Annotated in this window: 22 protein-coding genes and 2 tRNA genes; 8 read left to right on the top strand and 16 right to left on the bottom strand. The window is 29.7% G+C overall.

Annotated elements, in window-relative coordinates; all coding sequences use genetic code 11:
* The first annotated feature begins 147 nt into the window (after positions 1–147).
* Positions 148–1,572 (top strand): MATE family efflux transporter, encoded by a 1,425-nt coding sequence (locus N5D46_RS06260; RefSeq protein ID WP_280049491.1) that lies wholly within the window; start codon positions 148–150, stop codon positions 1,570–1,572.
* Positions 1,573–1,605: 33 nt separating this feature from the next.
* On the opposite strand, the gene N5D46_RS06255 is transcribed toward N5D46_RS06260, so the two are convergent.
* Positions 1,606–2,931, bottom strand: coding sequence for a hydroxymethylglutaryl-CoA synthase (locus N5D46_RS06255; protein WP_280049490.1), 1,326 nt, complete (start codon positions 2,929–2,931; stop codon positions 1,606–1,608).
* 173 nt (positions 2,932–3,104) lie between these two features.
* On the opposite strand from N5D46_RS06255, the gene N5D46_RS06250 reads away from it, so the two are divergent.
* Entirely contained in the window at positions 3,105–3,743 is a 639-nt protein-coding gene (locus N5D46_RS06250; protein ID WP_114998444.1) for a DUF308 domain-containing protein, read from the top strand.
* 42 nt (positions 3,744–3,785) lie between these two features.
* On the opposite strand, the gene N5D46_RS06245 is transcribed toward N5D46_RS06250, so the two are convergent.
* Complete coding sequence (locus tag N5D46_RS06245) at positions 3,786–3,929, bottom strand: hypothetical protein (RefSeq protein ID WP_181816261.1); 144 nt, start codon at positions 3,927–3,929, stop codon at positions 3,786–3,788.
* A 34-nt stretch (positions 3,930–3,963) separates the two neighbouring features.
* Entirely contained in the window at positions 3,964–5,460 is a 1,497-nt protein-coding gene (cls, locus tag N5D46_RS06240) for a cardiolipin synthase (RefSeq protein WP_280049489.1), read from the bottom strand.
* Between the two features lie 132 nt (positions 5,461–5,592).
* Here cls and N5D46_RS06235 point away from each other — a divergent pair.
* The 4 genes from N5D46_RS06235 to der all read left to right on the top strand — a co-directional run bounded on the left by N5D46_RS06235 (position 5,593) and on the right by der (position 8,005).
* Positions 5,593–5,668, top strand: a tRNA-Phe gene (locus N5D46_RS06235).
* A 111-nt stretch (positions 5,669–5,779) separates the two neighbouring features.
* Complete coding sequence (locus N5D46_RS06230) at positions 5,780–6,130, top strand: phosphomannose isomerase type II C-terminal cupin domain (protein WP_038336510.1); 351 nt, start codon at positions 5,780–5,782, stop codon at positions 6,128–6,130.
* 35 nt (positions 6,131–6,165) lie between these two features.
* Entirely contained in the window at positions 6,166–6,594 is a 429-nt protein-coding gene (locus tag N5D46_RS06225) for an adenylyltransferase/cytidyltransferase family protein (RefSeq protein ID WP_038336508.1), read from the top strand.
* A gap of 103 nt (positions 6,595–6,697) precedes the next feature.
* Entirely contained in the window at positions 6,698–8,005 is a 1,308-nt protein-coding gene (der, locus tag N5D46_RS06220; RefSeq protein ID WP_280049488.1) for a ribosome biogenesis GTPase Der, read from the top strand.
* Between the two features lie 108 nt (positions 8,006–8,113).
* Here the strand turns inward: der and N5D46_RS06215 are convergent.
* Positions 8,114–8,187, bottom strand: a tRNA-Arg gene (locus tag N5D46_RS06215).
* Positions 8,188–8,379: 192 nt separating this feature from the next.
* Between N5D46_RS06215 and N5D46_RS06210 the strand changes: the two genes are divergently transcribed.
* Positions 8,380–9,447, top strand: coding sequence for an ABC transporter substrate-binding protein (locus tag N5D46_RS06210; RefSeq protein WP_280049487.1), 1,068 nt, complete (start codon positions 8,380–8,382; stop codon positions 9,445–9,447).
* A complete protein-coding gene (locus N5D46_RS06205) occupies positions 9,448–9,939 on the top strand; it encodes a MepB family protein (protein ID WP_280049486.1) in 492 nt (163 codons plus the stop codon). It begins immediately after the preceding gene.
* Positions 9,940–10,391: 452 nt separating this feature from the next.
* Here the strand turns inward: N5D46_RS06205 and N5D46_RS06200 are convergent, their stop codons facing one another.
* The 12 genes from N5D46_RS06200 to N5D46_RS06145 form a co-directional block, all read right to left on the bottom strand.
* Entirely contained in the window at positions 10,392–11,411 is a 1,020-nt protein-coding gene (locus N5D46_RS06200) for a phenylalanine--tRNA ligase subunit alpha (RefSeq protein WP_038336503.1), read from the bottom strand.
* A gap of 1,928 nt (positions 11,412–13,339) precedes the next feature.
* On the bottom strand, positions 13,340–14,476 hold the full coding sequence (locus tag N5D46_RS06195) for an aminotransferase class I/II-fold pyridoxal phosphate-dependent enzyme (RefSeq protein WP_280049485.1): 1,137 nt from the start codon (positions 14,474–14,476) through the stop codon (positions 13,340–13,342).
* A 35-nt stretch (positions 14,477–14,511) separates the two neighbouring features.
* Positions 14,512–15,114 carry an acetyltransferase gene (locus tag N5D46_RS06190; protein ID WP_280049497.1) on the bottom strand — a complete coding sequence of 201 codons (603 nt, stop codon included), beginning with the start codon at positions 15,112–15,114 and terminating at the stop codon, positions 14,512–14,514.
* A 27-nt stretch (positions 15,115–15,141) separates the two neighbouring features.
* A complete protein-coding gene (locus tag N5D46_RS06185; protein ID WP_280049484.1) occupies positions 15,142–15,786 on the bottom strand; it encodes an acetyltransferase in 645 nt (214 codons plus the stop codon).
* Positions 15,787–15,795: 9 nt separating this feature from the next.
* Positions 15,796–16,401 (bottom strand): sugar transferase, encoded by a 606-nt coding sequence (locus tag N5D46_RS06180; RefSeq protein WP_280049483.1) that lies wholly within the window; start codon positions 16,399–16,401, stop codon positions 15,796–15,798.
* A gap of 2 nt (positions 16,402–16,403) precedes the next feature.
* Complete coding sequence (locus tag N5D46_RS06175; RefSeq protein ID WP_280049482.1) at positions 16,404–17,600, bottom strand: glycosyltransferase family 4 protein; 1,197 nt, start codon at positions 17,598–17,600, stop codon at positions 16,404–16,406.
* 1 nt (position 17,601) lies between these two features.
* Positions 17,602–18,726 carry a glycosyltransferase family 4 protein gene (locus N5D46_RS06170; protein ID WP_280049481.1) on the bottom strand — a complete coding sequence of 375 codons (1,125 nt, stop codon included), beginning with the start codon at positions 18,724–18,726 and terminating at the stop codon, positions 17,602–17,604.
* Positions 18,723–19,823, bottom strand: coding sequence for a hypothetical protein (locus N5D46_RS06165; protein ID WP_280049480.1), 1,101 nt, complete (start codon positions 19,821–19,823; stop codon positions 18,723–18,725). The genes N5D46_RS06170 and N5D46_RS06165 overlap by 4 nt, the downstream gene beginning before the upstream one ends.
* Positions 19,783–20,934: a glycosyltransferase gene (locus N5D46_RS06160; RefSeq protein WP_280049479.1), complete on the bottom strand. Its 1,152-nt coding sequence runs from the start codon at positions 20,932–20,934 to the stop codon at positions 19,783–19,785. Before N5D46_RS06160 ends, N5D46_RS06165 begins: the two co-directional genes overlap by 41 nt.
* Positions 20,935–20,941: 7 nt before the next feature.
* The gene (locus tag N5D46_RS06155; protein ID WP_280049478.1) at positions 20,942–22,162 is read right to left on the bottom strand and encodes a hypothetical protein; all 1,221 of its coding nucleotides are present in this window, start codon (positions 22,160–22,162) and stop codon (positions 20,942–20,944) included.
* Positions 22,163–22,166: 4 nt separating this feature from the next.
* Positions 22,167–23,201 carry a TDP-N-acetylfucosamine:lipid II N-acetylfucosaminyltransferase gene (locus N5D46_RS06150; protein ID WP_280049477.1) on the bottom strand — a complete coding sequence of 345 codons (1,035 nt, stop codon included), beginning with the start codon at positions 23,199–23,201 and terminating at the stop codon, positions 22,167–22,169.
* A 12-nt stretch (positions 23,202–23,213) separates the two neighbouring features.
* Complete coding sequence (locus N5D46_RS06145; RefSeq protein WP_280049476.1) at positions 23,214–23,831, bottom strand: NeuD/PglB/VioB family sugar acetyltransferase; 618 nt, start codon at positions 23,829–23,831, stop codon at positions 23,214–23,216.
* Between the last annotated feature and the right edge of the window lie 3 nt (positions 23,832–23,834).

The raw sequence follows: 23,834 nt of genomic DNA, 5'->3' as shown, positions 1-23,834 counted from the left end.
GGTATTGAAAAAAATGATTTATTTTTGGGCAAAATCCTCTCAGATTTTAATTGAAATGAATACTTACAACTTCGCGGCAACTTAACGTTAAATTCATTTTGATTTAAAAATTTATCAAGTATTTTTAATTTGAAAAACCAAAAAAAAATGACTTTAGAAAAGTCTTTAACAGCCAAAATTGGGTCTATTTTTTCGTTGATTAAACAATCTTTTTCAAGCGAAAACTTAGATTTAACCGCGTTACCAATCAAAAAATCAGTCTTTCTATTAGCAATTCCGATGATGTTCGAAATGGTGATGGAATCTGTCTTTGCATTGGTCGATTTATATTTTGTAGGACATTTAAAAGAAAGCGCTTTCGCCATACAAACCGTTGGTCTTACAGAATCTTTATTAACAATTGTTTATTCGATTTCAATAGGAATAAGTATGGCTGCAACTGCCATTATTGCACGAAGAATTGGAGAAAAGAAACCCGAAAAAGCTTCGGAAAGTGCTTCGCAAGCAATTTTATTATCGATAATCATTACAATTCTGTTGAGTATTTTCGGATTTATATTCTCCAAAGATTTATTGATTTGGATGGGATCAACCGAACAAGCCGCAGAATACGGGAAGAATTTCACTAAAATAATGATGGCAAGTTGTTTATCAATTGTGTTATTATTCTTGATTAACGGAATTTTTCGCGGAGCTGGAAATGCAGCAATTGCGATGAAAAGTTTGTGGTTAGCTAACGGAATCAATATTATTTTGTGTCCAATTCTTGTTCGCGGATGGTTCTTTTTTCCTGAAATGGGATTAGAAGGAGCAGCCTTAGCTACTGCAATTGGTAGAAGTGGTGGTGTGGTTTATCAATTGTATGGTTTAACGAAAAAAGATTCATTAATTCAAATCAAATGGAGTTATTTCGTTCCAAAATCTAAACTAATTATCAATATTGTAAAAATTGCAGTACCAGCTATTGTACAATACATTATTGCTAGTTGTAGTTGGATTATTCTTGCGCGAATTGTTGCTCAATCTGGTGGAGAAATTGCCTCATCTGGTTATCAAACAGCTTTACGACTGATGATGTTTTTTATGTTACCTGCTTGGGGATTGAGCAATGCTGCGGCAACTTTAGTTGGTCAAAACTTAGGAAATAAAGATCCCGAAAAAGCAGAAAAATCAGTCCTTATGACCATGAAATTTAACATCATTTACATGTTGATTGTAAGTGTTATTTTCTATGGATTAAGCAATTATTTAGTCTCAATTTTTACAACAGAAGAACATATCAAAATCGTTGCAAAAGAAGGAATGTATATTTTGGCAACTGGTTTTTTATTATACGGAATTGGAATGGTAATGATGAATGCTTTTAACGGCGCGGGCGATACAATGACGCCAACGATTATCAATTTTGTTGGATTTTGGTTATTTCAAATTCCGTTAGCTTATGTACTTTCTTATCATTTCAATTTGAAAGAAGAAGGCGTATTTATTGCAATTCCTGTTTCGGAAACGTTTATTGCAATTTTAGCATTTATTCTCTTTAAACGAGGGAAATGGAAGCAGAAAATAGTATAAAAAATCCGCTCAATGAGCGGATTTTTTTATGTTTTATCCTTTAAAAGTATAATATCTTGCACCTTTCAAATCTGGAATTTCAGTTTCAATGCGATCTAAAGCAAAACCTTTCGAATCATTAATAGATGTTTTCAGATTTTTATTGTGTAAATCTTGGTATTGTTCAAAAGAAATTGCTTCTCTTTTATTTAAATAAGTGAACAAATCCATTTTATTCATCACATTCTTCCAACCTTCACCAATTTGTCCTTGAAAAACTTTCGATTTAGATCCAGAACCATACGCAATAAAACCAACTGTTTTTCCATTTAATTCTTCATTGCTATCTGCGCTTACTTGTAGAGCCGATAAAAATGCTGTAAAAACTGAAGCTGTGTACATATTTCCGATCTCAGAAGAAGCACGTTGAGTTGGTTCTACTTTTTCTTTGATTAAGGCTTTATATTCATCCGATTTTGAAACAATTTTCAAGTTATCATTCGAATTATTTTGACCATTTTCTAATGCAAAAACATCCGAAAACATTCTTTTTCCTTGAAATGCATAAGGCAGATGAAAAGCAATATATCGCCAATTTTCGTACAATTTACCTTCTACTTTAGACTTTTCTTTAAAGTTGAAATAAGCTTCTCTAACTCTATTTTTATAACATTCGTTAGAATATTGACCTTCAAAAACTGGTTCATCAGAAAAGATTTCGATTTCAGATTTTGTTGTTCCTAAAGCATTCAAAATCGCTTCATCAGAAGTTGATTGATGTGGTTTAAAGAAATCAAAAACAGATTCCATTCCAATTCCCCAATTGTTATCAAACGCAATCAAATCTGGTTGATTCGAGATTAACATCGCTACTGCACCAGCACCTTGCGTATATTCTCCCGTCGATTCTAAGCCATATTTTGCATAATCGGCTGCAATTACAATTGCTTTTTTAGCTGGATTTACACGAACATAATCGATAGAATTGTGCATCGCATCTACTCCACCCACGCACGCAAACGTCATATCCACAACATCTGTATGTCTAAAAGGTCGTTCACCAAATTGTTTAGCCAAAACAGATTCTACCAATTGTACTGCATAAGTTGCGGTTGGTTTTGCTCCATCTAAAGCGCTTTCTGTTCCTAAATAAATTCGTCCGATTTCAGTTGGATTTATATCAAAATCTGTGATTAATTTCAACAAAGCATTCGCAGCGATAGTTGCTGTATCTTCATGAACATCTAAAACAGACATTTTCTTTAAACCCAAACCAATTTCAAGTTTATCAGGATCAATATTGCGTTGAATTGCTAAATCTTTTATTGGTAAATATATATGCGGAACGTAGATAGAAGCCGCCTCTATTCCATACTTCATTTTCGTTGATTTTTAAGCGAACTTCAAAGTTAAGAGTATTTAATTTTTAGTAAGCATGAAATAAATCCTGAATTTTAAGAAATCAATAATCATTATAAAAAAACAAAAAAATAGAGGTTTAATTAGAATATTTCTTAATTTTAAGTCTATAATTTTAAATATTTTTTTTCAAAATGGCTCGTACTTTTTACAAATCAATCAAAAATTCTGTCAAATATTGGTGGATTTTATTAATCATTGGATTATTATTCGTTGGACTTGGAATTTATACATTCGCATTTCCAACAGCATCGTATGTTGCACTTTCAGTATTTTTTGCTGTATCTTTTTTATTCTCTGGAATTTCGGAAATTGTTTTTTCGATCTCAAACAAAGATGAAATTGATAGTTGGGGCTGGACATTGACATATGGAATTATTACAACTATTGTTGGATTTATGTTAGTTGTAAATCCAATTCTAAGTTTAGAAGTTTTTGCTTATTATGTTGGATTTTTAATTTTATTCCGCTCAATTTCTGGAATTAGTTATGCTTTCGACCTAAAAAATTATGGCGTAAAAGATTGGGGAATTTCTCTGTTCTTAGCTATTATTGGATTAATCATTTCCCTAATTTTATTATCATCTCCACAATTAGCAGGTTTAACAGCAGTAGCTTGGCTTGGATTAGCTGTAATTTCATCAGGATTATTTGCTATTTTTATTTCGCTTCAATTGAAGAAAATAAAAGATATCCCGAATAATATTTCAGACGATTTGAGAAGTCGATATGAAGAAATTAGAAAAGAAATCGAAGATTTTAAAAATCAATAAAAAACAAAAACCTCTACTTTAATTGATGTGGAGGTTTTTGTTTTATTTTCCTAAGATTCCTTCTAAAAATCCAGTTTTAAAAGATTCAATCATAACATCTGGTTGATCTATAAAATTTAGGAAACCATATGCAAGAACTGCACCTATAGCAATTTTTCCAATTGTTAATAAAGATAGCTTTTTCATATTACCTTGATCTAAAATCGAATGTAATAAATATTTACAATATCGGTGCTAACAATCTACAAATTGATGCAAATGCACGGTAATACCAAGGTCTATTTTCCCATTTTTCTAGCGTTAATAATTCTGAATCCTCTTTATCTATATCAAATTGAGCACTCATTTGTTTTAATAAAGTCTCATTTTCAATTACAGAAGTAATTTCAAAATTAATCATAAAACTGCGGTAATCTAAGTTTACTGTTCCAATAAAAGCCAATTTATCATCGACAGTAATAGTTTTGGCGTGAATAAATCCTTTTTCGTATAAATAAACTTTTACACCCCGCTTCATCAAAGGTTTTAGGAATGATAATGACGCTTGTTGCACTACAATAGAATCGCCTTTTTTAGGTATAATCAACTCCACTTCTACTCCGCTCGAAACAGCAATCATCATCGCTGTTTTAAATTCGTCACTTGGTATAAAATATGGCGTGCACAATTGCACTTTCTTTTTCGCTAAAGTAATTGCCAAAATCATCGCTTCCATTGCCGAATGTAAATCACTACCAGGCGAAGAAAGTCCAAAACTAACAGTTGCAGCATCTTCAAAAATCTTACTTTGAGAATTGTAAAAATAATTTGAATCAGAAATATTATACTTTTTGCCTTCGGTCATCATCCAATTTAAGTAAAAATGCAATTGCAAACTATTGATAGAATCGCCTTCAATCATCACAGAAGTATCACGCCAATAAATCTTATTATTTGGACTTATTACACCATTTTGATTGATGTATTTATCACTAATGTTAATTCCTCCTAAAAATGCTTTTTTACCATCAACAATCAAAATTTTACGGTGATTACGGTAATTAGAATTCGCTAAAGACGAAAATCGAACAGGTAAAAATGTTTGAAATTCCACACCTGTTCCATCAAATCTCTTTTGATGTTTGTTCAGTTTTGATGATCCAAAATCATCCGCAGTTACACGAACTTCTACACCATTTTTAGCTTTTTCAATCAGAATATCAATGATTTCATTTCCAATATGATCTTCATCAAAAATGTAATATTCAAGATGAATATGATCTTTCGCTTCTCGTAAAGCTTCTAAAAAAAGAGGGAATTTATCTTCTCCATTTGTCAACAACTTTACTTTATTATTTGTTGCAGGATAAGCAACTCTTGCATTGTTTAAATAACGATAAACCTGCGACAATGAACCAATTCTTGCATTTACTTTATCTAAATCATCTTGAACAGATTGATCCATTTCAGCCCATTTTTCATTGATGATTTTTTGATGATTCTTATCTATTCGTTTAAAAAATTGATCTTTTTTGAATTTCTGTCCAAAGAAAAAATATAGAATTATTCCGATAAATGGTAGAAAAACAATCACTAATATCCATGCAATTGTTTTGGTTGGATTTCTATTTTCGATCAAAATAGTAACAATCACCATTATATAAAGGACGGTAAGCGGAACCCAATACCATTCTTTGATAAAATTCCAGATGTGCAAAAGTGTGATTGACCATTCCATTTGTTACCGATTCGTAATTTTTTATAAAAATAAATGAATAAAAATCAACTGCTTAAAAAATTAACAGAAAATATTTAAAAATAATTTTGGAAATGATAAATAAACCTTCTTATATTTGCAATCCAAAATGACGGTGCCTTAGCTCAGTTGGTAGAGCAAAGGACTGAAAATCCTTGTGTCCCTGGTTCGATTCCTGGAGGCACCACCACATTTATAAAACCTCAAGCATGTGTTTGAGGTTTTTTTTTGAATGAACATAACAATTTATTCATCGAGTATTTTAGAGTTGTATCTAAATATTCCGTAAATTGCGTAAAACATGGAAATAGGAAATAGACCTTGGGGTTCTTACTATGTATTAGAGGACACCGATATATATAAATTGAAGAGAATAGAAGTGAATGTTGGCGGGCGTTTGTCTTACCAATACCACAATCATCGTGCAGAAGTTTGGACAATTGTTCAGGGTACTGCAATGGTAACACTTGATGATAAAGAATATGAATACAAAGCAGGTGAAGTCGTTATTATTCCATTAAAAGCAAAACATCGTATTCAGAACATAGGTAATGAGACTCTAATTTTTATCGAAGTTCAGCATGGTACGTATTTTGGCGAGGAAGACATCATTCGCATCGAAGATGATTACAACCGATCATCTGAAGATTAACAAAAACTAACTATAAAATACTAAACTAATTGACTATGAAAATCGGAATTACATTTAGTGCTTTTGATTTGCTCCATGCGGGACATATCAAAATGCTAGAAGACGCAAAACAACATTGCGATTATTTGATTGTAGGTTTACAAACAGATCCAACATTAGATCGACCAGAAAAAAACAAACCGACACAAACTGTTGTAGAGCGTTACATTCAGCTCAAAGGTTGCAAATTCGTCGATGAAATTGTGCCTTATGCAACAGAACAGGATTTAGAAGATGTTTTGAGATCTTTCAAAATTGATGTGCGTATTTTAGGGATTGAATACCAAGACAAAAACTTTACAGGACGTAAATATTGTGAAGAAAAAGGAATCGAATTGTATTACAATTCAAGAGACCACCGTTTCTCAAGTTCCGGACTTAGAAAAGTGGTTGCTGAAAAAGAACTTCTTAAAGTTGTAAAATAAAAATGGAGTAAGGTTAGAGTTTATCTAACCTTTTTTATTTACAATACTTTCTCAATCAAAAAATTAATGTAAAAAATAAATCGAAAAATTATACCTTTGCAAAATGTCAAATATAGTTGCAATTGTAGGAAGACCAAACGTTGGTAAATCTACGTTCTTCAACAGAATGATCCAAAAAAGACAAGCTATCGTTGATGACACTTCTGGTGTTACACGTGACCGTCACTATGGAAAATCTGATTGGAATGGAAAAGAGTTTACCGTAATCGATACCGGAGGGTATGTCGTTGGTTCAGATGATACCTTTGAAGAAGAGATCCGCAAGCAAGTTGAATTGGCTATCGATGAAGCAAATGTAATTTTGTTCATGGTAGACAATCAAGTTGGTTTAACGGATATGGATAAGGAAGTTGGCAACCTTTTAAGACGCACTAAGAAGCCTACATTCTTAGTTGTGAATAAGGTCGATACCAACAAAAATTTAGACGATTCTTATGAGTTTTATAACTTAGGATTCGAAAAAATGTACACTATCGCTGCAATGAGCGGAAGTGGAACAGGTGAATTATTAGATGATGTGGTAGATTGTTTTACAGAAGAACAACACATTGATCCATTCGAAGGTTTACCTAAAATTACAATCGTAGGTCGTCCAAATGCTGGAAAATCTACATTAATTAATGCATTATTAGGTGAAGAACGTAATATTGTAACCGATATCGCAGGAACAACACGTGATTCTATCGAAACGTTGTACAATAAATTTGGACACGAATTTGTTTTGGTAGACACTGCTGGAATGCGTAAAAAAGGAAAAGTTAGCGAAGATTTAGAATTCTATTCTGTGATGCGTTCGGTTCGTGCAATCGAAGAATGTGACGTTTGTGTCTTAGTAATTGATGCAGAACGTGGAATTGAAGCACAGGATTTGAACATTCTTTATTTAGCAGAACGTAACCGAAAAGGTGTTGTCATCTTAATCAACAAATGGGATTTATTGGAGAAAGAAACCAATACAATGAAAGAATACAAAGATGCTATTCTAAAACGTATTGCGCCTTTTACAGACGTTCCTGTGTTGTTTATCTCGGCTCTTACAAAACAACGTGTCTTGAAAGCTGTTGATACATTTATCGAAGTTTACGAGAACCGCAGTCGTCGTATCAAAACAAGTAAATTAAACGAAACCTTGTTACCGATTATCGAGATTACACCTCCACCTGCAGTAAAAGGAAAATACATCAAAATCAAATATGTAACGCAGTTACCTACAAAAACGCCTCAATTTGCGTTTTTCTGTAACTTGCCACAATATATTAGAGATCCTTACAAACGATTTATCGAAAATCAATTGAGAAAGGAGTTCAATTTTGAAGGAGTTCCAGTTGAAGTTTACTTCAGAAAGAAATAATAAAAATCCAAAAAGTCCATTTACAATTTGTAGATGGACTTTTTTATTGATAACAATAGAATTTAACATTCATAAAAAAAGCTCAACGATTGACGCTGAGCATTTTTGTGACCGAGACAGGATTCAAACCTGTAACCTCTTGAGCCGTAATCAAGTGCGCTATTCAGTTGCGCCACTCGGCCGTTTGAAATAATTGAAAGTATTTTCCCTTATTTTCGAATGCAAATATACAGCTCTTTTATCGTAAAAACCTAAGCTTTTCGAGAAAAATTTTTAACAATAATTTAATTTACAACGAATCAATTGCTTACAAAAATATTTTTTTTAAGATTTTAACAGAATTCTTAACTTGCTTTCTCTAAATTCAATCCAAAATGATTAAAAAATTAATTCTAAGTTCATTCGTTCTTCTTGCCATTAGTAGTTGTAAACAGTCAAAAGAAGCTGTTAAAACCGAACAAGAAAATACAACTTTCCAGTTTGCAAAAAATATTTCTATCGAAGAAAACAACGAAACAATCACGATAAAATCATCTGGAAATACGATTTCATTTGATAAAAAAGACTTGCCTATCAAAACTGTGATGGTTGAAACTTCATCTGCCGTGACGTTTTTAGATCAATTAGGACGTCTTGACTTAATCAAAGGAGTTTGCGATGCAGATTTTATTTACAATCCTAAAATAGCAGAAGGAATCGCAAATAAATCAATCTTGAAAGTTGGAAATTCAAACGAACTATTCACAGAAATTATCTTAAAAAATAAACCTCAATTGATTATTGCAAGTTCTAATCCTGTTTTAGCAAAATTTCATCAACAATTGGAACAAAATGGAATAAAAGTATTGTATTTAGATGAATACAAAGAGCAAAACCCATTGGGACAAGTTGAATATCTGAAGGTTTTCGGAAAATTATTCGGAAAAGATACAGAAGCTGAAAAGCGTGTAGAGACGGTTAAAAATAATTACGACTCCATCAAAAATATCATTCAAACCAAAGCACAAGGTAATGTTTCAACAATTGTCAATACAATGTATGGCGATATTTGGTACGTTCCGACAAATGATTTGTTGCAAGCAAAATTAATAGACGATGCGAAAGGAAATTATATTTTCAAGAATAAAACAGGTGAAAATAGTTTGAGCTTAACATTTGAAGAAGTTTATACAGCTGGAAAATCTGCAAATTATTGGATCAATGCAACAAACGTGAATTCATTGGCAGAAATGAAAGCTTCTTATCCAAATTATGCGTGGTTTGATGCGTTTAAGAAAGGAAATGTCTACGCATACAACAAACGAATGAATGCAAAAGGTTCGAATGATTATTTTGAACAAGGAATTCTTCGTCCAGATATTATTTTGAATGATTTAGGAAAAATTTTCTATCCAAATTTATTTCCAACTTATGATTTATACTTTTATCAACAATTGAAATAAATGATTGAAATTATTCAAAAATTCGAAGATTTTGTTCTAAAATCTTCGAATTTATCCATTTCAACTCTTGAAAAAGATGCAGAATGTGACGAATATATAGGTTATAATTTCAATGTTAATGAGTTTTCTATAAAATTTAGAAAAGCGAAAATTACGCCTAAAAAAGTTGGTCAATTTGTAACATTATGGAAACGAAATACAGCTAAACAAACCGAACCTTTCGACGAAAATGATGGTTTTGATTATTACATTATTGCGGCAGAAGATAATTCTAAACTAGGTTTTTATATTTTTCCGAAATCAATTTTAATTGAAAAGAATATTTTGAGCTCAATTAAAAAAGAAGGAAAACGAGGTTTTAGAGTTTATCCGAATTGGGTAAAACCTGAAAATAAACAAGCGGAGAAAACTCAAAATTGGCAACAAGATTATTTTGTAGAAGTCATCAATCAACAAATTGATAAGAAAAATGTTAAATCAATACTTAAATAATAATTGAGATGTCTCAACAAGCTTGACATGACAATTTCTAAATGCTTTTTTATGAAAATTAAACACATCATATAATTAGATATTCCTTATATTTTATGTCACTTTTTACTTGACTAAAAAGTAACCAAAAAGTCAAGGCTGTAAATCTATTAGACTAAAAATACTTTCATTTCACTAAAGATTTTAAAAACCCTACAGGCTAAAATCTTTTTAACGTTACATTCAATTATTTTCTTAACGTCATAGATTTAAGGCCATTTTTAATAGGACGATTACATTAATTATTACTTTGTAAATAAATAGAGTGATGTCTCGGCATGACAATTTCTAAATGCTTTTTTATGAAAATTAAAACTAAAGGATATAATCTCTAATATATTATTTAAAACATTATTCCAATAAAAAAATCCTGCTCAATTGAACAGGATTTTTTGTTTATAATATTTTCTATCTTAGAATAACTCCGATTGAAATTGCTCTAAGAAACGTTTATCATTTTCTGTGTACAAACGGATATCACCAATCTGATACAACAACAACGCAATACGCTCAATTCCCATACCGAATGCATAACCCGAATATTTCTCAGGATCGATATCTACATTGCGCAAAACATTAGGATCTACCATTCCACATCCCATAATTTCTAACCAACCTGTACCCTTTGTCATACGATAATCGGTTTCAGTTTCTAATCCCCAATATACGTCAACCTCAGCAGAAGGCTCTGTAAATGGGAAATATGAAGGACGTAAACGAATTTCAGATTTACCAAATAACTCAGTTGTAAAATAACTTAACGTTTGTTTCAAATCTGCAAACGAAACACCTTCGTCGATGTATAAACCTTCGATTTGGTGGAACATCATATGCGAACGAGACGAAATAGCTTCGTTACGGTAAACACGACCTGGCGCTAAGAAACGCATTGGCGGTTGATTTTTCTCCATATGACGAATCTGCGTAGACGATGTATGCGTACGCAACACAATATCTGGATCAGTTTCGATGAAAAATGTATCTTGCATGTCTCTCGCAGGGTGATGCGCTGGCAAATTTAACGCTGTAAAATTGTGCCAATCATCTTCGATTTCTGGCCCTTCAGAAACGCTAAATCCAATGCGATTAAAAATCTCGATAATACGATTTTTTGTAATGTTAATTGGATGACGAGAACCCAATGTAAAAGGCTCTCCAGGACGCGTTAAATCTAAAGAAGAATCAGTTTTTCCTTCGTTTGAAATTTCATTTTTAAGAACAGTTGATTTTTCTGTTGCCAATGTTTTTAATTCATTCACAACTTGACCAAATTCTTTCTTTTGTTCATTCGGAACAGATTTGAACTGCGTAAACAAGTCCGTTAAAATTCCTTTTTTTCCTAAAAATTTAATTCTGAATTCTTCAATTTCAGCAGCATTTGTTGAATGGAAGTTTTTTACTTCTTCAATATATTGTTTGATTTGGTCAATCATAATTTCTGATCAATTTGATTACAAATTTAACCGATAATCAACTTATAACAAATTATTCGAGTACTTTTATCTTTATTCCACTAAAACTCTGTAAAAATGGCTCAACCAATTTTAGAAATTAATCTTGAGAAAATCAGTTATGATTTAGATAAAGTTATTTGAGGTATCGAGAAATCTATTATTTTCATTTTTTATTCATTTCCTGTTTATTTTAATTATTGGTATTCATATGCCCTTCGGGGAAGCTCATCCAAAAAACATTTGAAATTAAAAGGAGGAGCCATGGTATGGCTCAGGTAATTCAACTAAATAAATTATTTCCATAAAGTTGGCAACTCGCTCCACTCAGACACTCCAACTTTTTTTATTCCAATAATTTAGAGTTGAATTGCATTTCGATCCTAAATCGTCGGATTTTTTTAATTCCTTTTTCAATACTCAAATCTACTTTCAACAATAAATTTATAAATCGTCATTGATGAAAAGTCGAGCGTCAATTCGGTGTAGTGAGCGTAAAAAAGATTAGTGAGCGATATGTTTACGTAATAAGTTTTACGTTCTACGTTTAACGTTTAACGTGTTTTTTATTATCAATATTCTAATCCACTTTCAATAACAAATTCCAAAGCCACATACGATTTGCAGACGAGTTTCAATCCATTGAAACAAGCGTAAAAAAGATTAGTGAGCGATAGCGAATCATTTAATATTTTTAGTGCGTAAAATGGTAATTGAACGTCGAAAATCGCAGTCTTGTAATGCTTTGCATTCATGAATACCTTAAAAATAATAATAAATCATATGAATAACTTTTTGGTTCGTTTTTTCATCAAGGAAAAAATGAACATAAAGTACTTTCTATCACTTTTTTATTCATTACTTTTCTATTTTAATTATCGGTATTCATATGCCCTACGGGGAAATGAGTAAAAAAGTAATCAAAAAACTCTTGGCCGTAAACCTCTCTACTAAAAATGTTCTCATTTCACTAAAGATTTTACAAACCCTACGGGCTAAAACCTTTTTAACGCTCCATTCATCCATTTTCTTAACGTGAGAGATTTAATGCCGTTTTCTTCATCCTTTTTTAATATTCAAATTCACTATTTAACAATGAATTCCAAAAACCGTCCTTGCTGAAAAGTCGAGTGTCAATTCGACGTAGTGAGCGTTAAAAATGATTTACTGTTCACATTTTATATGTGAATGATTTAAAGCATTTAGCGAATAGCCATTATTGACCGACTTGTAAGCACAGACTTGATTTTTTTTGGTTCTTTTTTTTATCAAGATTCCCCAAAGGGTATATGAATTCATTTGAAAACAATAATAACTCATGAATAAAAAAATGAATAATCTTAATCATGCATCTCAGCTTTTTGACACTCGCCTCCAAATCATATGACATTTTTCTAATCCTTTTTCTAATTCAGATTCGTTATCACTTTTATCAACGGATTTTAGAGTCGACTTACGATTTGCAGACGAGCTTCAATCCATTGAAACAAGCGTAAAAAAGATTAGTGAGCGTATGCGAATCATTTAATCTTTTTAGTGCGTGAGATGAGAATTGAACGTCGAAAATCGCAGTCTTGACTTTTTTGGTTCGTTTTTGTGTCAAGACAAAAATGAACTTAAAGTAATTTCTATCACTTTTTTAAGAGTAAAAAAGTAATCAAAAAACTCTTGGCCGTAAACCTCTCTACTAAAAATGCCCTCATTCCACTAAAGATTTTAAAAACCCTACGGGCTAAAACCTTTTTAACGTTACATTCAAACATTTTCTTAACGTGAGAGATTTAATGCCTATATCTATATCCTTTTTCTATTTCAAATACACTTTTTAATAAGAAATTTATTTCATATTTAATAAAAAAATCCTCCTAAGAAAACTTGAGAGGATTTGTTTGATATCTTATTTTCGAGAATTATTTTCCAAAAACTTCTTTTACTTTAGCTGTAATTCGTTCACGTTCTGCATCTGTCAAATTAGAACCAGAAGGTAAACATAATCCATTTTCGAATAATTCTTCTGCTACTGTTCCTCCATAATAAGGTGCATCTGCAAATACAGGTTGCATGTGCATTGGTTTCCATAATGGACGAGATTCGATATCATCTTCTAAGAAAGCTAAACGCAACTCTTCGCGTGTTTTCCCTGCTACTTTTGGATCTATTAAAATCGCAGATAACCAATGGTTAGAGAAATAATCAGAACTTGGTTCAACAAAAACAGTTACGCCATCAATATCAGAAAATAACTCTTGATAGAATTTGTTCATTGCACGACGAGCTGCTACTCTATCCGCTAAAACTTCCATTTGTCCACGACCGATACCTGCTGTAATATTACTCATACGGTAATTGTATCCAATATGCGAATGTTGATAATGTGGTGCGTTATCACGTGCTTGCGTTGCTAAAAAGACTGCTTTATCTTTATCTTCTTGTGTTTGACAAACTAATGCTCCACCACCAGAAGTTGTAATAATTTTATTCCCGTTAAACGATAAGGCTCCGAAACGACCAAACGTACCACAAGCTTTACCTTTGAACGTAGAACCCAATGCTTCTGCAGCATCTTCTATCACAGGAATGTTATATTTTTCTGCAACAGCATGTACTTCGTCAACCTTGTAAGGCATTCCATACAAATGAACCGCTAAAATCGCTTTTGGTGTTTTTCCTTTTGCAATACGATCTTTAATAGCCTCTTCTAATGCAATTGGACAAAGATTCCATGTATCTTTTTCAGAATCTACAAAAACAGGTGTTGCGCCTTGATAAGCAATTGGATTTGCAGTTGCTGAGAATGTCATTGATTGGCAAAGAACCTCATCTCCGTAGCCAACTCCACATTCTATTAATGCTAAATGAATTGCCGCTGTACCAGCAGATAAAGCAGCTACTTTAACATCTGCATTTAAGAATTTTTCTAAATCTGCTTCAAAACCATTAACATTTGGTCCTAAAGGCGCTACCCAGTTTGCATCGAATGCTTCGTGAATATATTTTAATTCATTTCCACCCATATGTGGAGATGATAACCATATTTTTTCAGCCATTTTTATAGTTGTTTTTGTTGTACAAATTTAGTTAATTATAAATTTGAAATATCTTTAATTTTAATAATTTTTCCTGGATTTCCTACAACTGTGGCTCCATCTGGAATATCTTTTATGATAACTGCTCCTGCACCAATAGTACACCATTTACCAATCTTTATACCTTGAATAATAGAAGCCCCAATCCCAATATGTGTCCCTTCTCCTACCTCAACATTTCCTGCTAAAGAAACGTTAGGCGAAATATGCACATAATCACTAATTATACATTCGTGGTCGATAGAGGCATTGGTATTAATGATACAATGTTTTCCTATATTGACTTCTGAATTCACTGAAACGCCAGCCATTACAACCGTTCCCTCTCCTATTTTTGCTCGCTTAGATATAGCTGTTTTAGGATGAATAAGAGTAGGATAATTATCTACATTTAATTTATCAACTAGTCTCTTTCTAATTTCATTATCTCCAATCGAAATTATTAAATTAGAACTCATTGTAAATTCGTGAATTACTGAATAATTGAAAAGTGATATTATAGAAAAATCGTCATCATATATATTTTTAATCTTATATTCAATTTCTTCTAATAATTCAACAATAACTTTTGCATGACCTTTTGCTCCATAAATATCTATTTTCATTTTTCAGCAAAAAATAATTTATCAATGAAATTTAATTGGTTTTGCAGGTATCCCAACTGCTGTACAGTTAGCTGGTAATGATTTGGAAACAACTGCTCCTGCTCCTAGAATTGTATTTTCTCCAATTTCTAATAAATTGATAATTTTAGCTCCAGTTCCTACATAAACTCCTTTATGAATATGTACTTCTCCTGAAATATTGACCGAAGGCATGAACGCACAATAATCATCAATTATAGTATCATGCCCTACTGTACACATTAAATTTAAAATAACAAAGTCTCCTATGACTATATTACAAGTAATAATATTTCCTTCACAAATAATACAACCTTTTCCTATCTTCACATCATCTTTAGATATTGAAGCATTAGGATGCACAATAGAAGGATAGTGAATATTAGGATTAGTAATTTTATTTAATATAATTTGTTTAATTTTTGGGTCACCAATGGAAATTACCAAACACAACTCTTCATTTACTTCGTTCAACTCTTCAATTCCTCCTAAAACAGGATATCCATTCACAATAGAGTCTTTTTCTTTACCATCATCATAAAACCCTATAAAATCGTATGTATTGGGATTGACAATGTTAATCTTATCAATTATAGTCTTCACTTCTCGACCAAAACCGCCAGCACCAAAAATTGCAATTTTTTTCATATTATTTTTTTAATTTTTACCATTAAACGCTTCCGCAGTTGCCTGCCCCACTTGAGATATCCCCTCCGATTTAAACACTTTTTTGAAAGTCATAAAAAACACTTTTACATCCATCATAAAAGATAAATTATCTACATACTCTACATCCAACTCAAATTTTTTCGTCCAAGAGATAGCATTTCGTCCATTGACTTGTGCCCATCCTGTAATCCCTGGTCTTACATTATGTCTACGTTTTTGTTTTTCGTTATACAAAGGTAAATATTGTGGTAAAAGTGGACGTGGACCTATAATCGCCATATCCCCTTTCAATACATTAATTAATTGAGGAATTTCATCCAACGATGTTTTACGTACAAATGCTCCAATGGGTGTTAAACGCTCGGCGTCTGGCAAAAGATTTCCTTGTGCATCTTTTTTATCATTCATTGTTTTGAACTTAATGATTTTAAAAATCTTTTCATTCAGTCCTGGTCGAGCCTGAAAGAAAAAAGGTTTGCCATCATTTGCAATATACAAACCGATTGTTACAACGATAAATAGTGGCGACAAAATAATCAATCCAACAAAGGCAATGACAAAATCAAAAAAACGTTTTATATAATTTTTATACATAACTAAATATTTTTAAACGAATTTTCTACTGTTTCTACAAACTGTTTCGTTAAAATGGACTTGTCGTAAACTGTTTCTGCTAAATTTCTTGACTTTTGTCCCATTTCTTTCACTATTTCAGGGTGATTTTTAAGGAATAATATTTTATCTACTAATTCTTGGGGTTTATTCGGCTTAACATAATAACCACAATTATATTTTTCAACCATATCCTTTGTCCAACCTGCTGAATTTACTATAATTGGTTTTCCGGCAGATAGCGAATCAAATAATTTGTTGGGTGAATTCGTATATAGAATAGGTAAGTCTTTGAAACTTACTATTGACACATCAGAGAAATTTACAATTTCAGAAGTTTCTTTCATTGGAAATCTACCTAAGAATTTAACATTTTTCAAACCATATTTCTGGCATTCTGCAATTAAAATACCTTCAGTTGAACCACCACCAATGAATAGAAATTCGACATCGTCAATATCTTTCATTAATTTTGCAGATTCTATAATAGTTTCTGCTCCGTTAGCGAAACCTAAAGAGCCAAAATGTATTATTTTAAAACTATAAGGCTTTAGTTTTAATTCTTTTTCAAAATCTATATTCTTTTCTCTTGACCAAAATTCATCTATTTTAGACATATTAGAAATCATAGTAGTTTTATCTCTAGAAATATATTTTATCACACCGTCTTGCATACCTGGCGACAAGGCGATAACGTGTATCGCATTTTTATAGATGGTTTTTTCAAACCAACGCGTAGATTTTACAATTAATGGATTTTTAAAAGCACCCATTTGTATAGGAACTTCTGGCCATAAATCACGTACTTCAAAAATATAAGGTATTTTTTTCAGCCATTTCATATATAAAGCTGTGATACCAACTGTGAGAGGAGTAGAAGTTGCAATAACTAAGTCAATATTTTTTTGTTTTTTAGCTTCATTTATACTTTTCCACACAAAACCTAAAAATGCTTTTAATCTTGCTATGATAGACATATCTTGTGTGTAAGCTTCTTTTAAATAGATTACATTAATTCCATCAACCATAACTTCTTTTCTTTTCATGGTTGCTTTGGGGTCTGCTGTAATCATCGTGACTTTATGTCCATTTTTTATAAGTTCTTGAGCAATCCAATACGATCGTGTGCCACCTGGTTTATCTGGTGTTATAAAATATTGATGTATGTATAAAATATTCATCTTATGCGTTATATAATTCTTTATATTTTTTTGCAATCAATTTCCAATCGTGATTAACTATTAATTTTTCTGTAGGAATATGATATGCTGAAAAACAAGTTATTAATTTTAGTATCTTATTTTCTATTTCAATTTCATCTAAGCTTTCTATTTTTTCTCCTATATTTTCTTCATAAAAACCATCTATACCTTCATTTGAAGTATATAAAATTGGTAAACATTGTAGCATTGCCTCTACATAAACTAAACCAAATGTTTCTGCTTTTGATGGCATTGTAAACAATTGATTACTTCTATATATATCTAATAATTTTCGTTTATCAGTAATTTTTCCTGTAAAAGAAATTAGATTACATTCCTTAATATTTTCAAGTATTTGTAAATGATCAGATCCTCCTCCTCCAACTAAAGTTAAATGAACTTTATGTTTTCCTTTATGATTGATATTCTTTACCGCTTTTACCAAATTTAGTACATTCTTCCCTTTATCAAATTTTCCTATATAAAGTGCATTAACATCATTTGAGATAGTATTATTTTTATTCGAAGTATTATTTTCAATCCAAAAAGAATCTACCCCATTTGGGATTACCATTACCTTATCAAGTAAACTACTTTTTAGAGATGTCAATTTATCGGACTCTAAAACACGTTTCTTGTATACTTCTGATATTGTGATGATTTTTTGTGCATTTTTTAATATTCTTTTACCGAAATTTCGTTCGTGAATAAAATACTTAAAAAATAAATTTAGATCTGTATTTCTTATTGCTACAATATATGGTATGTTATATTTTTGTGATAAAATATATGCTGCACCACCATCACTGTACCAGGTATGCGCATGGATGTAAGTGATTTTTGTTAAATCAACTTTTGACTCTATGTCTTTTACAATTTTATTTATCTTCTTTTTATATAAAATACGATCGGTGTATTTATTTAAAATTTTACTGTAAAATATTTTAGATTTTTTATTTTTAAAATCTATTTTATTTTTCCCAATACGACTTGCTTCTCTAATTGGATTGTAAACAATTTGTCCTAAATTAAGATTATCAAGTTCACCAACTAAATTTTTGTAAACCGTAGAACCTGAATAGTCATTTGTTATATGCAGAATCATGATTGTCTATTTATCAACATTTGGACATAAAACTGTGAGTTGTATATTGATTTATACGTTATTTTAGAATTGTATGTATAAAAATCTTCATAAATTGAATATAAAGATTTGTCATATTGCATTAATTTCATCCAACCATCACTTTGTCTTATCCCTGTATTCTGTAATTCTAAACTATTGGATTTTTTTTGATTGACTTGATCATAGAAATAATGATCTTTTTTGTTATAAATGCTGTATTTAACTGTATTTACTAATCTTGTAATATCTGATTTTTTCCAAAAAGAATTATTCTTTAAATTATATGCTGTAATAATGTATAGTACAACATGATTCGCATGTGCTACATCCTGATTTTCAATTGTTTTATTCTTAGCCATATTACCTACAAGGTTATCAAAAGTAGAATTCCAATTATAATAATTGTCTACTTTTTTAAGATTCAAACGAACAAGCTTGTCGTATTGATTAATTAGTTGAGAATAAATATTTTGATTAGTAATATTTTTATCTAATTTTAATAAATATTGAGCTGCAATGCTCCAATGGCTTCCCATGTGAAGTCTCCCAGTAATCATACCTGTATTATCGCCATATTTATTAATAGAAGAATTATACCATTTAAAAAAAATATTTTTAACTAAATCCAACTCCTTCTTATAATCAAGATTAGCCTGATCTGCAATGTAACAAAATTCAGCTAAATACCTGATCAAATACCCTTCATAAAGTTGTATTTGTTTACCATTAGTACCTTTATCTTTTGATCGTGTAATCCAAGTTAAATTATCTTTCGCATCTTTTACTCCGGCATTGATGATATTGCTAATTATCAACCTATTTTCTTCTAAATATTTGGTATCATTAAAAGCACAATATAATTGATTTCTATTGTCAATATTTAAACTTAAAATAATAAAATCTAATGAATTTCCTTTTCTTGAAATTTCTATAATAGAGTTCCAACTATTTCTTTCGGATGATTTATATACCAAATCATTGTATTTATTGAAATAATTTTGAGCACTTACTTTATAAACAAATAATGTTATAATATTAAGCAGTATAAATGTTATAATATTTTTTAACTGTTTCATTCCATCTATATTTTTTTGCTAATTCTCTTGCATTCCTACTCATGTCTAATAATAATCCTGGATTTGTTTCTATTTTTGAAAAACAATTTGCTAGCTGTTGTGTTGATTTATGATCAATAAGAAAACCTTCCTTCCCATTAGTAATAATACCATCAATACCTGTATGTTTCGCAGCAACAATAGGAATACTTGAAGCCATTACTTCAAAGTACACACGTCCTAAAGTTTCTGGAAAACTTGGCATTACAAATAAATCATAATTAGGTAAAAGATTTAAAATCTCATCATGAGATTTTCTTCCTAAAAAAAATACTTGGTGTACAATATCTAAAGTTGTTACTAGTTTACTTAAACTCTCCTTCTCTGGTCCATCACCTATAATATGTAATTCAAAATTTTTAAAATTGACTAAAACATTAATTATAATATCTATATTCTTTAATTTTATCAACCTAGCTATAATAACTAATTTAATTTTACTTGAATCATTGTTTTTAATATTTTTTATAAAGAATTTATCCTCAACAGCATGAGGTATCAAATTTACATTTTTCTCAACTTTGTTTAATTGTTTTATTTGAGTAGGAGAAATAGCAATTAAACTTTTTGCATTAATTAAATTATTATGAATAATATTATCAATACCGCGATTGAGTCCTCGTACTGTTATAATATAGGGTATATCATACTTTTCTTTAATATATTTTGCCAAATAAGCAGATTCATCAGCATTTTGAGCATGTATAATCGTTGGATTAAATTCTTTAATCAATTTATCTAATCTTTCTTTATTTTGAAATATAGAGAAACGATATAATATATTTCTAAATGAGATTTTTTTTGGTATTTGAATAATCGGAAATATAGTTACAATTTTATCTTTTAATGTAATTTTATCTAATTTACAAATTGAAGCAAATTCTTTCCATCGTTTTGAAAATAATCCTAGAAAATCGTTGGCATAGGTTTGCACATAAACATATTCGAAAGTTATGTCTTTATGATATTCTTTAATTTTTTGTTCTGTAATTAATAATATATCGTTCTCATCTTTTTTATGAGATAATTTTTCTATTGGTAAAATAGAAGTTAAGACTAATATTCTATGCATTATTTATTCATTTAGTATATTTCATATTGAAAACTTTTTCTAAATTTTCAAACGCTATAAACAATCCTATAAAAAATATAGAATTTTGATTCATTAATAAATCTATATTTAATGAACAAATAATATAGAAGATTAAGACCAACCTATAGAAATAATTTTTCTTAAAAATAGTTATAATAATAGACCCATATAATAACAGCGGAACAAAACCATACCGTAATAATACATTTATAAAACTTATATCTGTTTTTTTTGCTAAATATAAAAGATTATTATTATTATATATAGAAAATATACTATCTTTAAAATCCATCCCTATCATCCAATTACCTTCTGTAATTTTTAATATTATTCCTTCATATATTTGATCACGGTTATTTTCAATTACCTCTTCAGATAAAGACTTATTTTCAAAAACCACATTTATAATTCTTTTATCTAATTGTCTTTTAATGCTATCATTTGAATTATACAAATAAGATATAACACTTATTAATGAAATTACGCAAAATAGTATGGTTAATATTGACTTTATATTAAATTGTTTATATAAAATTATTAACAACATTAAACTACTTGCAGCCAATAAAGTTCTATTAAATGATAATATCATAATTAGAACACTCAATATATACGTAATCCTATGAATTTTAGAAGAATTAAACCAACTTCCTTTTTTATTAAAAATTAAATAAAGACCAATTAATCCAAAAGTAAAATTAGAATTAATAATTCTACCTCCAAAACCAGAGATTGAATCTTCAGTACTATCAAGATTATAATAAATTGGTAAAGAAACAAACATAGATATAAAAGTCAAAAAATATGAAGTCAACATTGTCCAAATAAAAACATTAAATAATTTTTTGACATCAACATTTATTCCTCTGAAAATAAAATATATTGTTGTTATCATTGATAACCCTAATCTTATTGATTTTATGCTATCACCAATATTTTGATTAAAAACTATTTTTTTAAAAATTAATTCTGAAATAAAGATTGTTATAATTAATAATATACATTTTAATCTTAAATTTTTATTTCTTATTTTAAATGAATATTTACTAGTGCAAAACTCATTAACAATTGGCAATAAAACTAAAGCTAACTCATTAAATTTAAGTAAAACCCCTGGCAAAGGGATGTAAAAATTTGAATTTGTTGGTAAACAAAAGCCAATAAAAAAAAGAGTGTAGAACAAATAATTAAAACCGATATTTCGCATAATATTATAATAAAAGTTCTTTGATTTTATTCGTTTGTAATTCTTTTCCAAAATAGTATTCGGCTAATGCAATATTCTTATCAATAATTTCTTTACTCATGGCTATATTTATATTAAAATTATTAACATCGAATACTTTAAATCCACACTCGATTAAATAAGTATATAATGTTGACTTATTGTTTAAGTAAATTTTATTACCTGACATTAACCCAAGAATAACATTACCTAGCGCTTGCTGCCTTTCATGGTTCATAATCATTATTTCACAAGAATTAATTATTTTGTTATAATCTTCTAGTTTTAAGAATTCTGTCATTGGAATAAATCGATTATCATCTTTTATATAATTCAAAATATATTCAGTATAAAATTTATTTCCATAATTTAAAGGGATATAAACTTTTCTTTTACCAATGTCTATATTTTTTAAATTATTGATAATCGATATATGATTATTTGAGTAAGTAGCAGAATTTCCTAAAATTATATTTTGTCGATTTTTTTCAATATTATCATTTTTAAATAATTTTGTTACATAATTAAAATGAAACATTGGTGGTACTATACTGTATTTTTCTTTTAATAAATAATAATCACCTGGGACAATCGGGACTATATAATCAAAAGAATTTATTACTCTTACAGTTTTTGTAGTAGTTATCTTATTAATAAAATCTTTAAATAAAATTTTTACATTATGTACAAAAAGTCTTTTTAATCCTTGTTTTTTTTCAATAATCTGTCTTGATTTTTGGGTTTGCTTATCTAAAAAATTATTATAAAATAGCGGTAAACTAAACCCATCAGCTCCCCAAAACATCCACACCTTGGGTATTGAAATATTATTATTAGAGAAAAAATTAATCTCTGGAATCCTTAAAAAATGTACAAAAATAATCTGAATATTATTCTGTTTTAGATAATCTACAGATATTTCAGAACTTTTTATATAAGTATTATTTAAGCCGTCTATATTAAAAGTATCTTGACAAATACTTATAAACTTTTGGTCATCTATAATATGTAAAACATTCATTATTTTATCATTTTATTTTGCAGGTATTCCTTTTACAATACAGTTATCTGGTATATCTTTTGTGACAACAGCACCAGCTCCTACAACAACATTATCACCTATAACAAGATTAGGAAGTATTGTAGCATTTGCTCCAATATGTGTATAGCTACCAATCTTTACACGTCCTAAAATAGTTGCATTAGGTGATATTTCAACATATTCACCAATTTCACAATCATGGGTAATAATTGAATTATAATAAATCAATACTCCTTTACCTATGTTAACACTATTAGAAATTTTAACCCCATCTAATATATTTGCTCCCACACCTATATTTACATCATAGGATCCGATATCAGCTTTATTACTGATAACAGATGTCAATTCACCTCCAAGTTGTAAAAATTGTTCTGTAAGCTTAAGCCTTAAAATAGGATTACCAATTCCTATAGTAAACTGTGGCTTTACATTTTTAAAATAATTTTTAGCTTCTTCAAAAGATTTTAAAATTGGAAACGTCGAAAAAAGTTTATCTTCTATATCTGTTGAAATATTATCAAAAAAATAGAGATCTTCTAATTGATCCAATTGATGACAAATTTCTAAAATTTCTTTAGCAAAACCTTTTGCTCCTACTATTAACATATT

It is taken from the genome of Empedobacter sp. GD03865, from assembly GCF_029840775.1.
Taxonomy (GTDB): domain Bacteria; phylum Bacteroidota; class Bacteroidia; order Flavobacteriales; family Weeksellaceae; genus Empedobacter; species Empedobacter falsenii_B.
Note: the sequence above shows the minus strand (reverse complement) of the source record. Positions and strands in the feature narration are given on the sequence as shown.